Source organism: Methylobacterium sp. CB376, assembly GCF_029714205.1.
In the GTDB taxonomy this organism is placed as follows: Bacteria; Pseudomonadota; Alphaproteobacteria; order Rhizobiales; family Beijerinckiaceae; genus Methylobacterium.
Window position 1 is genome coordinate 4392147 of the sequence record NZ_CP121648.1, and the last position, 14628, is coordinate 4406774.

Here is a 14628-nt window from a genome sequence, read left to right on the forward strand (position 1 = left end):
CCATGCGGCGCCCGCCGGGCTTGCAAGACGCGGTCCCGTTCCGCACGAGGGCGGTGGTGGGGCGCAGCGGCGGGGAGCGGCGGCATGACGGGGCTCAGCCTTCAGGACGCGGCCAGGAGGGCGGGGGTGAGCCGGTCCGCCATCTGGCGGGCGATCAGCGCGGGCCGGCTCGCCGCGCAGCGTCGCGAGGACGGGGAATTCCGCATCGCGCCCGCCGAGTTGCAGCGGGTCTACCCGCGCGCCGCGCCGCCGGACAATCCTCTCGACCAGGAGGCGCAGCGGGCCGACGCGGTCGCGCTGCGCCTCCGGCTCGCCGCCGCGGAGGCGGAGATCGGGGGCCTGCGCGAGATGGTGGAGGAGCTCCGCCGCGCCCGCGACCAGTGGCAGCAGCAGGCCGAACGGCTGACGCGCGCGCTCGCGGCGCTCGGCGCGCACCGGTAGCCGCCCGTCTCGGCGGGGGGCGGCGTCTCGGACGCGTGCCGACGATGCACCCGCCCGTGCCGGGCCGAGCGGCCTCATCCGGCGAAGCGGGGCGCCCGCACGCGGCGCGCACTGCCCGCCGGGGATCCGGCCCGCACCCACGAACCAAGCGCGGCCTCGCGCGTAAGACTGCCCGCGCGAGGTTGCGCGGACGAGCAGCGGGCCCATGACGCGGCAGCGATTCCGGCACGAGGAACGGCGGACACGGCGGGGCGCCCGGATCGTCGAGGGCTTGCGGTGGGTCACGCGGCCGCTCGCCGCGCCCGATCCGCTCCTGTGGGCGTTGATCGCCGCGCTCCTGGCAGTCGACGGGGCGTGGCTGTGGGCGGCCGGGATCGCCCTCGACCCGGCGGGTTTCGGGGGGCTCGCCGGCCTCGTGGCGGTGCTGCTCCTCGGCGCTTTGTTCTGGAGCCGGGCGACCTCGCATCCCGCCCTGCGCGGCATGGCGCTCGCCTCGGCCGGCCTGATGGCCGGCACGGCGGCGCTCGGCCTGCTCCACTACCTCGCCGCCACGCTGGGGCGTCCCCTCGCCGACCCCGTGCTCATGCGGGCCGAGGCGGCGCTCGGCTTCGACTGGCGCGCGCACGTGGCGCTGGTGGAGCGCCACCCCGCCGTCGCGCGGGCCCTCGCGCTCGCCTACCATTCGAGCGGTCCGCAGATCGCCCTGGTGGTGATCGTGCTCGCGGCGACCCGCCGCATGGGCCGGCTCTGGGCCTTCGTGCGCCTGTTCTGCGCCGCGCTGGCCTGCGCGGTCGCCGTCTCGGCCCTGCTGCCGGCGGTCGGCCCCTACGCCGCCTACGGCCTCGCCCCGCCGGATCCGGATTCGGTCGAGACCGTGGGCGCCCTCTGGCACCTCCACCCCCTCGCGCAGCTGCGCGCGGGCAGCCTGCGGGTGATCGCGCTGCAGGACATGCGCGGCCTCGTCACCTTTCCGTCGTTCCACGTCAGCCTCGCGCTGATCACCGCTTGGGCGCTCGCGCCGGTGCCGGGCCTGGGAAAGCCGGCGATCCTGGTGAACGCGGCCGTCGTGCTGGCGACGCTGAGCGCGGGCGGGCATTACCTGCCCGACCTGCTGGCCGGCGCGGCCGTGGGCGGCGCGCTGCTCGCCCGTCTCGTCCTGGCCCGCCGGCCGGCCGCGCCCACCGAGGCCGCCGGCCGGCTGATCCCGAGCGCACTCTCCCGCATCGTGCCGCGCCGGGAGCGCGCCTGATCCCGCCGGCGTCCCCCCGGACCGAGGGGCCGCCGCGCCGTGCGCGACCGCACGGAAGCCGGCGGCGCGCCCGTGTCGGATGGGCGCCAGGGAGACTCTCGATCACCGAGGAGGCGCGCATGACCCGCCGCGACACCGATCCGGGACGCACCATCGCGGCCCTGGCCGACGACCTTCCCGACGACGTGCTCGACCGCGCCGTCGGCGGCCGAAGCTACTCCGATTTCGGCCTGGGCGAGCTGACGCCGAAGGACCCGATCGCGGTCGGGTCGCAGCAGGCGGGCATGACCTTCCGGATCTCGGCCTTCCAGATCGTCGACATCTTCACGCAATCGCGCGGATCCGGCGGCGGCGGCGGCGGAGTTTGATGAGCGACGCCATTGACCGCCGCGTGGGCGGGCGGGGTCGGCCGCGCGAGCGCGGCACACCACGAGTTGCGCTCGCGCCCTCGCACGCGCCTTGCTACGGGCAATCCATGTCTCAGCACACCCTCCGCGCCTGTCTCAGCGCGCTCCGTCTCGCCAGTTGGTTCTGTGTCGTCCTGATCGTCTGGCTCTCGTGGATCCCGCGCGAGTGGGAGATCCGCACCGGCCTGCTCGGCCAGATCGAGCACGTCATCGCCTATTGCGGGGCGGCGGCGCTCCTGGCTACCGCCTACCCGCACATCCGCCGCGCCCCGCTGAGCGCCGGCCTGGTCGGCCTCGCGGGCCTGCTCGAAGTCGGGCAGATCTGGGTTCCGGGCCGGACCCCGCAGGTGATTGACTTCGCGGCCAGCAGCGCGGGGGCGATCCTCGGCGTCCTGCTCGGGCGCGCGGCGCTCGCGGCGGCCGGCTGGGCGGCGCGTCGGGGCGCCTGAGCGCCCGCGCCCGGCGTCGATGGCGCGCCCGCCCGGCGCCGGCGGCGCGGGGCCCGCCTCGCGCTGGCGCGGGGCCCGGGTGGCACCGGTCGCCGTCCCGCTCGAGGATGGATCCCGCCTGCGCCGACCCGCCCTCCCGCGCGGCGCGCGAACCGCCGCCGCCACGCCGGTCGCACTCAGCCTTTATCAGTCAAATTGCAATAAAATTGTCCGTGACGAACGCGATGAGTTGGACGATCAGTATCAATCGAAAGTTAGGACCGGAAGCCTAGCCTCAGCTGGTCTAATTTGCGGCCGGCCCGTCATGCTCCTTCGAAGACATTTCTTGCGCAGTCAGGACGGGAGCAACTCCGTGGAGTTCGCCCTGCTCACGCCCGCGCTGATCGTGCTCGCCTTCGGCCTGATCGAGTTCGGGCTGATCGTGTACACGCTCAACAGCGCCGAGAGTGCCGCGCGCGACGTGACGCGCCAGCTCGCCACCAACCGGATCAGCGCCGCCCAGGCGTCGGACGCGGTGATTCGCCAGCTCCCGGCCTGGGTCGCGGCCGGGACCACGATCAGCGTCACCCAGACCGCGCCGGGCGACCCGGCCAACAACCGCTTCACGACGGACGTCGCCTTCTCGGCCGCGGCGGCGACCCCCACCACGCTCCTGAACTGGGCCTATGGCAGCGTCGTCCTGCACGCCCGGGTCAGCATGCAGCAGGAGCCCGGCTCATGAGGCACTTCTTCCGCGACCGCGCCGGTCAGATCACCGTGCTGGCGAGCCTGCTGTCGCCGGTCGGGCTCGGCGTCGCCGCCCTGGCGATCGACCTCTCCACCCTGCAGATGGTCAAGCAGCGGCTCAAGGTGACGGCCGACGCCGCCTCCCTGGCGGCCGTGGCCGTCCTGCCCGACACGGGCACGGCCCTGAGCCGGGCCCTCGCGATCGCGGCGGACAATGCCGGGGCGGGCGCCGGTTCGGTGACGACGGCCGCCGACGTCCAGTTCGGCAGCTACGATTCGGCCACGCGGACCTTCACGGCCGGCGCTACGCCGGCCAACGCCGTGCAGGTCACCGCCTCCCGCAGCGAGGCGCGCGGCAACCCGGTCATCACCGGCTTCGCGCGGGCGCTCGGCTGGGCGACGCCCGACCTCTCGGCCAGCGCGGTGGCGGTGCGGTTCTCGCCGGCCTACTGCTTCCTGGTCCTCGACCCCTCGGCCTCGGGCGCCCTCAGCGTCTCGGGGACGGGCCGCCTCTCGGTGCCGAATTGCGGCGTGCAGGTGAATTCCACCTCCGCCTCGGCCGCCACCACCGGCAACAACAGCACCGCCCAGGCCCGCAGCTTCTGCATCACCGGGGGCTATTCCGGATCGAGCTTCAGCCCCGTGCCGATCACCCGGTGCCTTCCCGCCGCCGATCCCCTGGCGGACATCCCCGAGCCCGCCCCACCCACCGCCGGCTGCTACTACAACGGCCTCAACACCGGCTCCGGCATGACGCTTCCCTCGAACGTCACCTATTGCGGCAAGATCACGCTGAACGGAAACGGCAATTTCAACCTGCAGCCTGGCCTGTACTATTTCAAGAACGCCACTGTCGAATTGCTGCAGAACGCGTCCCTGGCGGGATCGGGAGTGACGATCTTCCTCGACGCGACCTCCACCCTGAAATTCGCGGCCTCCGGGACGGTGAACCTGAAGGCGCCGAGCACCGGCCCCTATCGGGGCTTGCTGATCTTCCAATCCCGCAGCGCCTCGGCGACGACCACGAGCGTGGTGCGCGGCAGCCCCGACATCCTGCTCGACGGGACGATCTACCTGCCCAGCGCGACACTGAGCATGACCGGCTCCGGCACCGTCAGCGACGTCGCCAAGAGCGGCTACGTCATCGCCGGGCGGGTCAACTACAACGGATCGGTCACGTTCAACTTCGACGTCTATTCGGACGTCCTGCCCGCGGGCTTCAAGTACAGTTCGGGCTTGGTGGAGTGAGGCCGGGCTCGCCCGGCGGCCCTCTGCCCCTGCACCTCCGTCCGGGCGCCCGGCCGCGGGATCCGGGGCCGGACCGTTCCCGAACCGGCGGGGGCCGGGTGGGCGGTGGGACCCGCGCGTCGAGCGGGCCGGCGGACCGGGGAGAGCCGCTCCCTCGCCGGCAGCCGACGCGGCCGCCGCGCACGCGGCCCGGAGCGCCTCCTCACGCGCGGCGGCCCGCTGGGGCATCCCCATGCGACCGCGCCCGCGCAGGCCCGCGACCACGACGGCGAGGTGGCCCTCGGCCGTGTCCCGCGGCGGGGGCCACCAGTTGCAAGATGCTCTCGGCGCGCGGAGCGTCCCTCCGCGCTGAACGGACGGGAGAGAGGGACAGCCGCCCCGCCGCTCAGGCGACCGAGTGCCTCGCCATCAGGCGCGCGAGTTCGGCCTCGGCGACCTCGCGCGCCTCCGCCTCGGATCGGTGCGGCCGGTCCGACCGGCGGTAGAGCTTGCCGTGGTCGCGAATCGCCCAGGTGTAATGGCCCGCCGCATCGCGGCTGGGCCGGATCTCCAGCGTGAAGCAATGCTGCCCGTGCGCGTCCATGACCCGGATATGGAGGCCGGCGCCGCGGGTCCAATGCGGCGAGATGGCTAGTGGCCGTGATGGACGGCGGACGGGCGTCGCGCCGGCCACGCCAGCCGCCGGCGGAGGGGCCGCCCGTCACCGGCCCGACCGCCTCACGGCCTCGCGGCGCCGCCGCCGCAGTCCCAGGATGGTGCCGGGCGCGTCGCGACCAGCCGCGCGGCGCGGGCGGAGGCGGATCGCTGGCCCCCCTCTTGCAAATCCCGCCGCGCACCGGAGGGGTCCCGCATGAACCGACGCCAAGTCCTGACACTCGGGGGCGCCGCCCTGGCCTGTCCGGCCCTCGCCCGCGCGGCGAGCGAGACGACGCTGCGCTTCGTGCCCTACGCCGACCTGGCGCTGCTCGACCCGATCATCACCACGAACTACGTCACGCGGACGCACGCGCTCCTGGTCTTCGACACGCTCTACGGGACCGACGCGCAGTTCCGGCCTCAGCCCCAGATGGTGGCGGGGCACGAGGTCGAGGCCGACGGGCGCCTCTGGCGGCTGACCCTGCGGGAGGGCCTGCGCTTCCACGACGGCAGCCCGGTCCTCGCCCGCGACGCGGTGGCGAGCCTCAGGCGCTGGGCCGTGCGGGACGCCTTCGGCGGTGCGCTCTTCGCGGCCCTGGACGAGATCTCGGCACCCTCCGACCGCGTGGTGCAGTTCCGCATGAGGCGGCCCTTCCCGCTGCTGCCCCAGGCGCTGGCCAAGCCGACCTCGTACGTGCCGGTCATCATGCCCGAGCGCCTCGCCGCGACGCCCGCGACGAGCGCGGTGCCGGAGATGGTCGGCAGCGGTCCCTACCGCTTCGTCGCGCAGGAGCGGGTCCCGGGGGCGCTCGCGGTCTACCGTCGCTTCGCCGAGTACCGGCCGCGGGAGGGGGGCGAGGCGAGCTTCACGGCCGGGCCGCGGATCGCCCATTTCGAGCGGGTCGAGTGGCGCACCATGCCCGATCCCGCCACCGCGGCGAGCGCGCTGCGGGCCGGCGAGGTCGACTGGATCGAGCAGCCCGCGATCGACCTCGTGCCGCAGCTCGCGCGCGCCCGGGGCGTCACGGTGGCGGTGGTCGAGCCGGCGGGGCTGATCGGGCAGATCCGCTTCAACCACCTGCAGCCGCCCTTCGACAACCCGGCCATCTGCCGGGCCTTCCTGGGGGCGGTCGACCAGACCGAGATGATGGACGCGGTGGCCGGCACCGATCCGGCGATCCTGCGCGGGCCGGCCGGCATCTTCACGCCGGGCGGGCCGATGGCCTCCGAGGCCGGGATGGAGATCCTGACCGGTCCCCGCGACATCGCCCGCAGCCGGCGCGAACTGGAAGCGGCCGGCTACCGCGGCGAGCCGGTGGTGCTCCTCGCCGGCACGGACGTGCCGCGGATTAACGCGGTCTGCGAGGTCATGGCGGAGGTCTGCCGCCGGCTCGGCGTCGCCCTCGACTACGTCGCCACCGATTGGGGCACGGTCAACCAGCGCATCCTCAACCCGAAGCCCCTGGACCAGGGCGGCTGGAGCCTGTTCGGCATCTTCTCCGGCGGGCTCGATCACCTCTCGCCGGCCTACCACCTCGCGACCCGCGGCATCGGCCGGGCCGGCGTGCCGAGCTGGCTCACCGACGCCCCGCTGGAGGAGCTCCGCGACGCGTGGTTCGCGGCGCCCGACCTCGCCGCCCAGCAGGCGATCGCGGCGAAGATCCAGGCCCGCGCCCTCGCGGTCGGCGCCTACATTCCCTGCGGCCGCTACGTCCAGCCGACGGCCTACCGGTCGGAGCTGACCGGGATGCTCACCGGGCTGCCCCTGTTCACCAACCTGCGGCGGGGCGGGTAGCGCGGGAGATCGGCACGTCGTCGCGCGGACGGCTCGGCCGGCCCTCGGCGGCCTGCGGGACCGGTCCGCTCGCCCCGGACGACGGCGACCGGACCCCCTCATCCCCGATCCGCCAGATCCCTTCGGGATGGCGGATGTGGGCGTCGCTCAAGCGCCGCGCGGGCTTGTCATCCGCTGCGATCAACCGGATCCCGGATCAGGCCAGCGGGTTCTCCGCCGCGGGCCGGTCGTGGAGGTGGCAGGCGGCCTCCTGGTCGGGGGCGATCCGGCGCATCCGAGGCACCTCGCGCCGGCAGCGCTCGAACGCGAAGGGGCAGCGGGTGTGGAAGCGGCAGCCCGGCGGCGGGTCGATCGGGCTCGGCACGTCGCCCTTCAGCACGATGCGGTCGCGGGCGGCGCCCGGCTCGGGCACCGGCACCGCCGAGAGCAGCGCCGCGGTGTAGGGGTGCTTGGGAGCCGCGAAGATGCGGGCCCGCGCGGCGATCTCGACGATCTGGCCGAGATACATCACCGCGACCCGGTGCGTCATGTGCTCGACGATCGCGAGGTCGTGGCTGATGAACAGCAGCGCGAGGCCGAGATCCCGCTGCAGGTCCTGCAGCAGGTTCACCACCTGCGCCTTGACCGAGACGTCGAGGGCCGAGACCGCCTCGTCGCAGACGATCAGCGCCGGCTCGGGGGCGAGCGCCCGCGCGATGCCGATGCGCTGGCGCTGGCCGCCGGAGAATTCGTGCGGGTAGCGCGCGCCCGCATCCTTCGGCAGGCGCACGAGGTCGAGGAGGGCGGAGATCCGGGCGTCGAGGTCGCGGCCGCTCCGCGCGAGGCCGAAATTGCGCAGCGGCTCGGCCAGGATCTCCCGCACCCGCATGCGCGGATTGAGGCTGGAGAACGGGTCCTGGAACACCACCTGGATGCGCCGCCGCAGCGGCCGCATCGCGCCCGCCGAGAGGTCGTCGATGCGCTGGCCGTCGAGCACCACCTGGCCCGAGGTGGCGTCGGTCAGGCGCAGGATCGTGCGGCCGACGGTCGATTTTCCGCAGCCGGATTCGCCCACGATCGACAGGGTCTCGCCGCGCTCCAGCGTGAAGCTGACGCCGTCGACCGCCCGCACCGCGCCCCGGCGCAGGGGAAAGTGCTTGGTGAGGTCGTTGACTGCGAGGAGCGGCGGCTTCATGCGGCGGCCGCCTCCGCGGGGGCGTGGTGGCAGGCGGCGAGGTGGCCGGGCGCCTTGGGGGCGATCGCCGGCGCCACCGCCCGGCACAGGTCGGTCACGGCGGGGCAGCGCCCGGCGAAGACGCAGCCGGTGATGCGGCTCTTGAGGCTCGGCACCTGCCCGGGGATCTCGGCGAGCCGGGTCTGGCTCCCGCCGAGGGAGCTGCCGAGGCGCGGCACCGCGCCGAGCAGGCCCCTCGTGTAGGGGTGGCGCGGCCGCGCGAACAGGGCCTCGACCGGCGCCTCCTCGATCTTGCGGCCCGCATACATCACGATCACCCGGCTCGCGACCTCGGCCACCACCCCGAGATCGTGGGTGATCAGGATGATGGCGGCGCCGACCCGGCGCTTGAGGTCGCGCATCAGGTCGAGGATCTGGGCCTGGATGGTGACGTCGAGGGCGGTGGTCGGCTCGTCGGCGATCAGGAGCTTCGGGCTGCAGGCGAGCGCCATGGCGATCATCACCCGCTGGCGCATGCCGCCCGAGAGCTGGTGGGGGTAGCCCCGCACCCGCCGGGCCGGCTCCGGGATGCCGACGAGGCTCAGCATCTCGACGGCGCGCGCCTCCGCCCGGCGCCGGTCGAGGCCCTGGTGCAGCCGCAGGGTCTCGCCGATCTGGCGGCCCACGGTGAGGACCGGGTTGAGGCTCGTCATCGGCTCCTGGAAGATCATGCCGATCGCGTTGCCGCGGATCTGCCGCATGGCGCGCGGCGGCAGCGCCAGGAGATCGCGGCCCTCGAAGCGGATCGCCCCGGTCGAGCGCCCGACCCGCTCGGGGATCAGGCGCAGGATCGAGTTGGCGGTGACGGACTTGCCGCAGCCGGATTCGCCGACGATCGCCACGGTCTCGCCGGTCTCGACCTCGAACGACACCCCGTCCACCGCCCGGTTGATGCCGTCCGGCGTGCGGAAATGGGTCCGGAGGTTCTCGACTTCGAGGAGGGCCATGGCGGCTCCGCGGCGGGTCAGGATCGGAGGGAGGGGAGCCGCGCGCGCCGCCCTCCCGGCGCGGGCGCGTCACAGCCGCTTGGCCATGCGCGGGTCGAGGGCGTCGCGCAGCCCGTCGCCGACGAGGTTCACGGCGAGCACGGTGAGCGACAGGAACAGGGCGGGGAAGAACACGATCGTCGGCTTCACCTGCCAGAGGGCGCGGCCCTCCGCCATGATGTTGCCCCAGGAGGGCGTGGTCGGCGGGGTGCCGGCGCCGATGAAGGAGAGGATCGCCTCGGTGATCATCGCCGAGGCGCAGATGTAGGTCGCCTGCACGGTGAGCGGCGCCAGGGTGCCCGGCAGGATGTGGCGCCCGATGATCGCCGGCACGGTGCTGCCGCTCGCCACCGCGGCATCCACGTAGGGCTGCTCGCGCAGGGACAGGACCACCCCGCGCACGAGGCGCGCGACGCGCGGGATCTCCGCCACGGTGATCGCCGCGATCACGTTCCCGACCGAGCCGCGGGTGAGCGCCATCAGGGCGACCGCGAGCAGGATCGGCGGGATCGCCATCACCCCGTCCATCACCCGCATGACGATTCCGTCGAGCGACCGCAGGAAGCCCGAGACGAGGCCGATCGCGAGCCCGATCCCGGAGGCGAGCGCCGCCACCGCGAAGCCGACGAGGAGCGAGACCCGGGCCCCGTAGATCACCCGCGAGTAGATGTCCCGACCGAGCATGTCGGTGCCGAACCAGTACTGCGCCGAGGGCAGCCGCGTGCGCCGCGACGGCGACAGGGCGGTCGGGTCGACGGTGAACAGGTACGGCGCCAGGACCGCGCAGGCCAGCATCAGCAGCAGGATCGCCGCCCCGACCGCCACCGCCGGGTGGCGCCGGATCAGGCCCGGGAGGCCGCCCCGGCGGCGCACCGGCGGGAAGAGGTCGGGCAGGTCCGGCGCCGCCGCGACCGGGCCGGAGGGGTCGACGGTCGCGCTCAATAGCGGATCCTCGGGTCGAGCAGCACGTAGACGAGGTCGATGCCGAGATTGACCAGCACGTAGCAGAAGCTGAACAGCAGCACGACGCCCTGGATCACCGGGTAGTCGCGGCGCAGGATGGCGTCGACGGTGAGCCGCCCGAGCCCCGGGATGACGAAGACGCTCTCGGTGACGACGGCCCCGCCGATCAGGAGCGCGATGCCGAGGCCGATCACCGTGACGATCGGCACCGAGGCGTTCTTGAGCGCGTGCACGAACAGGATGGCGCGCCGGCCCAGGCCCTTGGCGGTCGCGGTCTTGATGTAGTCCTGCGCCAGCACTTCGAGCATCGTCGCGCGGGCGATCCGGGCGATCAGCGCGATGTAGACCGAGCCGAGGGCGACCGCCGGCAGGATCAGGTTCTGCAGCCAGGGCCAGAACCCGGCCGAGAGCGGCGTGTAGCCCTGGACCGGCAGCCATTCGAGTTCGAGGGCGAAGACGTAGGCGAGCAGGTAGGAGATCACGAAGACCGGCACCGAGAAGCCGAACACCGCCAGCGTCATCACCAGCCGGTCGATCAGGCTCCCGGCCTTCCAGGCCGCCGCGACGCCGAGCGGCACCGCGACGGCGATCGACAGGACCAGCGTCACGACCATCAGCGACAGGGTCGGCTCGATGCGCTGGCGGATCAGCGCCGTCACCGGCAGGGCGGTGAAGATCGAGGTGCCGAGGTCCCCCTGCAGGATCTGCCAGGCCCACTCGCCGAAGCGCACCAGGAAGGGCCGGTCGAGCCCGAGGGTCGCCCGGATCCGGGCGACGTCGTCGGGCGTCGCCTGGTCCCCGGCGATGATCGCCGCCGGGTCGCCGGGCGCGATGTAGAGCAGGCTGAACACGAACAGGGCGACGACGGCCATCACCGGGATCGTCGCCAGGACCCGCCGTCCCGCATAGGCCAGCATGCGCGTCTCCGCGGGTTCACGCCGATTTCGACACGCCCCAGAAGAAGGGCAGGGGGCCCTTGGTGACGCCGCTCAGCGATGTCCGCCACGCCTGGTAGGTGAGGAAGAAGCCGGTCGGCACGTAGACCACGTAGTCGAGGGCGGCCTTGTTGAGGCGGCGCATGGCGGCCTTCTCGTCCTCCGGCGTCGCCGCCTCGAACCAGCCGGTGATCGCGGCCTCCACCGGCGGGCTGTCGGGCCAGCCGAACCACGCCTTGTCGCCGTTGGCCCGGATCGCCGTGTAGCCGACCGGGCTCAGGCAATCCGCCCCGGCATGCCAGGTGTGGAACATGCTCCAGCCGCCGTCCTTGGGCGGCGCCTTGGAGGCGCGGCGGGCGCCGACGGTGCCCCAGTCGGTCGCCACGAAGTCGACGTTCATGCCGAGCTTCTTGAGCAGGTCGGCGGTGACGTCGCCCTGCGCCTTGGTGATCGGCTGGTCCTGCGCCACCACGCAGGTCACCGGCTCGCCCTTGTAGCCGCTCTCGGCCAGGAGCTTCCTGGCCGCCGCGAGGTCGCCGCCGGGCTTGACCACCTCGCCGCCCTCCTCGTTGTAGAGCGGCGTCCCGGGCGTGAAGTAGCCGGGCAGCGGCTTCCACAGCGCGTCGTCGTCGCCGACGATCGCCCGCATGTAGTCCTCCTGGTTCATCGCCATCAGGACCGCGCGGCGCACCAGCTGGTTGTTGAAGGGCGGGTGCAGCGTGTTCATCCGGAACGAGCCGACGTTGCCGAGCGGGTCGGCGATGTCGACCTGGATGTTGCGGTTCTTCTTGAGCAGCGGGACGAGGTCGGCGATCGGGTTCTCCCACCAATCGACCTCGCCGTTCTGCAGGGCCGCCGAGGCGCTGGCCGGGTCCGGCATGATGATCCACTCGACCCGGTCGAAGGCGATCTGCTTGCCGCCCGCGAGCCAGGAGGCCGGCTCCTGGCGCGGGACGTAATCGGCGAAGCGCGTGAACACCGCCCGCGCCCCCGGCACCCACTCGTCGCGGGCGAAGCGCATCGGCCCGGAGCCGACATACTCGGTGATCTGCTTGAACGGGTCGGTCTGGGCGATGCGCTCGGGCATCACGAAGGAGCAGGGCGCGTTGTTCTTGGCGAGCGCCAGGAGCATCTTCGGGTAGGGCTTGGTCAGCACCCAGCGGAAGCTGCGGTCGTCGACCGCCGAGAGCTCCGCCTGGATCGCCCGGATCATCAGCCCCATCGGGTCGCGGGCCGACCAGCGCACGAGGCTCGCCACCGCGTCCCGCGCCCGCACCGGCTCGCCGTCGTGGAACTTCAAGCCCGGCCGCAGGGTGAAGGTCCAGGTCAGCCCGTCCGACGAGACGGTCTCGGATTCGACCATCTGGCGCTGGGGCCGCAGCTGCGCGTCGACCCCGTAGAGCGTGTCCCAGACCAGGGCCGCGGCGTTGCGCACCACGTACTGGGTCCCCCAGATCGGGTCGAAATTGGCGAGGTTCGCCTGCGGGACGAAGCGCAGGGTCTTGGCCGCGCCCTGGGCGAGGGCCGGGGCCGGGAAGGAGGGTCCGGCGGCGAGCGCGCCCGCGCCGGCCATTGCCTTCAGCAGCGATCTGCGATCCATGCGGGTCACCTCCCCTTCGGGGCGTCGGCTCGCGCCGCGCTCCGGCTGTCTCGGGCCTCCTCGGCAAGCAGAGCGCGTGCCAAGCTCAAGCGGGATGCCACCAGCGGCCCCCGACCACCACGCCCGACGAGGTCAGGCGCCGGTCGCCGGCGAGGTGCTCGCCCGTGGTGTCGACGTAGTCGAAGCGGCCCTCGTCGAGCCGCAGGATCGTGGCGTCGCCGACCGATCCCGGCCGCAGGGAGCCGAGTTCGGGCCGCCGCAGGGCCGTCGCGGCGTTCACGGTCGTGGCGGCGATCACGTCCGGCAGGCTCATGCCGAGGCAGAGGAACTTCGACAGGGTCGTGGTCTGGTCGAAGACCGGGCCGTCGATGCAGAGGGTGTGGATGTCCGACGAGATCGTGTCGGGCGGGAATCCGTTCGCCAGCATGGCCCGGGCGGTCTTGAAGGCGAAGGAGCCCTTGCCGTGACCGATGTCGAAGAGCACGCCGCGGCGGCGCGCCGCCACCACGGCCTCGCGCACCCGGCCCTGGCCGGAGAGGGGCGCGTTCGGGAAGGGCCGGAAGGCGTGGGTCAGCACGTCGCCGGGGCGCAGGCGCTCGACCACCTCCTCGTAGCTCGGGGGCGGGTGATCGATATGCACCATCATGGGCATGCCGACCTCCTCGGCGACCTGGAGCGCCGCCTCGAAGGGCTGCAGGCCCGAGCGGCCGGAGGCGTGCAGCCCGACCCGGACCTTGATGCCGACGACGACGTCGCGGTTCGCCTCCGCGACCGCCGCCGCCTCGGCCGGGGCCATCAGGCGGATCTCCTCGCTCTCCCCGACCATGATACTCTTCGAGAAGGCGAAGATGCCCGCGAAGGACACGTGCAGGTAGGCGAGGATGCGGACCGGCGAGGGCTCGATCACGTGCTTGCGGAAGCCGAGGAAGTTGCCCGGGCCGGCGCTGCCGGTGTCCACCGCCGTGGTGACGCCGCTGTCGCGGGCGAACTGCGCCGCGTCGATGCCGAGCGAGGTGCCGCCCCAGTAGACGTGCGTGTGCAGGTCGATCAGGCCCGGGACGACGATGAGGCCGCGCAGGTCGCGGACGTCCGGGCAGCCGGTCGTGTCGATGCCCTCGCCCAGGGCGGCCACGCGGCCGCCCGCGAAGGCGACGCGGGTGACCCGGTCGATCCCGGCGGAGGGGTCGATGACGCGCGCGCCATCCAGGATCAGCTCATGAGCCATCAGACGAACTCGGTCGAACCCGCGCTCAAGCGAGCATGGCGGACCGCTCTTGTCCAGCTTATCCCTTCGCCGCGACGCGCGCTGTCCTCGGATGACGGCCCCGGATCGGGTCCGTGATCCGCCGAACCGGCTCAGGCGGGGCGCCGGATCAGGCGCGGGCGCCAGATCCCCAGCACCACGTTGGCGGTCGCGACGGCGAGCAGCACCAGGAGCGTGCCGCGCTCCGGGCCGAGGGACTGGGCGAGGGTCGCGGGATCGATCTCGCCGGCGAGGGCGCGGGCGCTGCGCCGCGCCTCCTCCTGCATCGGCCCCTGCACGCCGACGAAGCCGTACTCGAAGAGCAGGATGCCGGTGGCGAGCTTGGCCCAGGCCCAGCCGGCGGCGTGGAAGCCCCGGTGCGCCGCGATGGCGAGGAGGCCCGCGACCAGCGTCACCGCCAGCGAGGGCAGGAAGATCCAGGTCGAGACGGCCGCCATCGCCTCGCGCATCAGCGCGTAGCCGGCGAGCGAGCGCGGCGAGGGCGCGACGCTCATCATCGCGACGAGGCAGGCCATCGCGCCCATCAGGCCGATCGAGCCCATCGTGTGCAGGAATTTCAGGAAGCGTCGCATCCGTCGCGTCCCCGGGACCTCGCTCGCGCGGGAGAGTATCCCACCTCGCCGCCGCCGGGGAACCGGGGCTTGCGCGCGATCCCCGCGCCGCGCCAGGGAGGAGGCCGCGCAGCGCACGACCGGAGCGGCCCGCGATCAGCATCG

Annotated in this window: 15 protein-coding genes; 7 read left to right on the forward strand and 8 right to left on the reverse strand. The window is 73.3% G+C overall.

The window, feature by feature from the left end; genetic code table 11:
• Positions 1-126 precede the first annotated feature (126 nt).
• The 6 genes from QA634_RS19890 to QA634_RS19915 all read left to right on the forward strand — a co-directional run bounded on the left by QA634_RS19890 (position 127) and on the right by QA634_RS19915 (position 4520).
• On the forward strand, positions 127-441 hold the full coding sequence (locus QA634_RS19890; RefSeq protein WP_012333677.1) for a hypothetical protein: 315 nt from the start codon (positions 127-129) through the stop codon (positions 439-441).
• 205 nt (positions 442-646) lie between these two features.
• On the forward strand, positions 647-1690 hold the full coding sequence (locus QA634_RS19895; protein ID WP_012333678.1) for a phosphatase PAP2 family protein: 1044 nt from the start codon (positions 647-649) through the stop codon (positions 1688-1690).
• 119 nt (positions 1691-1809) lie between these two features.
• A complete protein-coding gene (locus QA634_RS19900) occupies positions 1810-2058 on the forward strand; it encodes a hypothetical protein (RefSeq protein WP_012333679.1) in 249 nt (82 codons plus the stop codon).
• Positions 2059-2165: 107 nt separating this feature from the next.
• On the forward strand, positions 2166-2546 hold the full coding sequence (locus tag QA634_RS19905) for a hypothetical protein (RefSeq protein WP_018259908.1): 381 nt from the start codon (positions 2166-2168) through the stop codon (positions 2544-2546).
• Positions 2547-2898: 352 nt separating this feature from the next.
• Entirely contained in the window at positions 2899-3267 is a 369-nt protein-coding gene (locus tag QA634_RS19910) for a TadE family protein (protein WP_012333681.1), read from the forward strand.
• Positions 3264-4520, forward strand: a complete 1257-nt coding sequence (locus QA634_RS19915; protein WP_012333682.1) for a TadG family pilus assembly protein — start codon at positions 3264-3266, stop codon at positions 4518-4520. The genes QA634_RS19910 and QA634_RS19915 overlap by 4 nt, the downstream gene beginning before the upstream one ends.
• Before the next feature lie 385 nt (positions 4521-4905).
• On the opposite strand, the gene QA634_RS19920 is transcribed toward QA634_RS19915, so the two are convergent.
• A complete protein-coding gene (locus QA634_RS19920) occupies positions 4906-5103 on the reverse strand; it encodes a hypothetical protein (RefSeq protein ID WP_018259907.1) in 198 nt (65 codons plus the stop codon).
• A 267-nt stretch (positions 5104-5370) separates the two neighbouring features.
• On the opposite strand from QA634_RS19920, the gene QA634_RS19925 reads away from it, so the two are divergent.
• Complete coding sequence (locus QA634_RS19925) at positions 5371-6951, forward strand: ABC transporter substrate-binding protein (protein ID WP_012333684.1); 1581 nt, start codon at positions 5371-5373, stop codon at positions 6949-6951.
• Between the two features lie 196 nt (positions 6952-7147).
• Here QA634_RS19925 and QA634_RS19930 read toward each other — a convergent pair whose 3' ends face one another.
• The 7 genes from QA634_RS19930 to QA634_RS19960 all read right to left on the reverse strand — a co-directional run bounded on the left by QA634_RS19930 (position 7148) and on the right by QA634_RS19960 (position 14484).
• Positions 7148-8125: an ABC transporter ATP-binding protein gene (locus QA634_RS19930; protein ID WP_012333685.1), complete on the reverse strand. Its 978-nt coding sequence runs from the start codon at positions 8123-8125 to the stop codon at positions 7148-7150.
• Positions 8122-9111 carry an ABC transporter ATP-binding protein gene (locus QA634_RS19935; RefSeq protein WP_012333686.1) on the reverse strand — a complete coding sequence of 330 codons (990 nt, stop codon included), beginning with the start codon at positions 9109-9111 and terminating at the stop codon, positions 8122-8124. The genes QA634_RS19930 and QA634_RS19935 overlap by 4 nt, the downstream gene beginning before the upstream one ends.
• A 69-nt stretch (positions 9112-9180) precedes the next feature.
• Entirely contained in the window at positions 9181-10092 is a 912-nt protein-coding gene (locus tag QA634_RS19940) for an ABC transporter permease (RefSeq protein WP_012333687.1), read from the reverse strand.
• On the reverse strand, positions 10089-11030 hold the full coding sequence (locus tag QA634_RS19945) for an ABC transporter permease (protein ID WP_012333688.1): 942 nt from the start codon (positions 11028-11030) through the stop codon (positions 10089-10091). Before QA634_RS19945 ends, QA634_RS19940 begins: the two co-directional genes overlap by 4 nt.
• 16 nt (positions 11031-11046) lie before the next feature.
• Positions 11047-12648, reverse strand: coding sequence for an ABC transporter substrate-binding protein (locus QA634_RS19950; RefSeq protein ID WP_012333689.1), 1602 nt, complete (start codon positions 12646-12648; stop codon positions 11047-11049).
• An 85-nt stretch (positions 12649-12733) separates the two neighbouring features.
• A complete protein-coding gene (locus tag QA634_RS19955; protein ID WP_012333690.1) occupies positions 12734-13873 on the reverse strand; it encodes an amidohydrolase/deacetylase family metallohydrolase in 1140 nt (379 codons plus the stop codon).
• Between the two features lie 131 nt (positions 13874-14004).
• Positions 14005-14484: a hypothetical protein gene (locus QA634_RS19960; RefSeq protein ID WP_012333691.1), complete on the reverse strand. Its 480-nt coding sequence runs from the start codon at positions 14482-14484 to the stop codon at positions 14005-14007.
• Positions 14485-14628 lie beyond the last annotated feature (144 nt).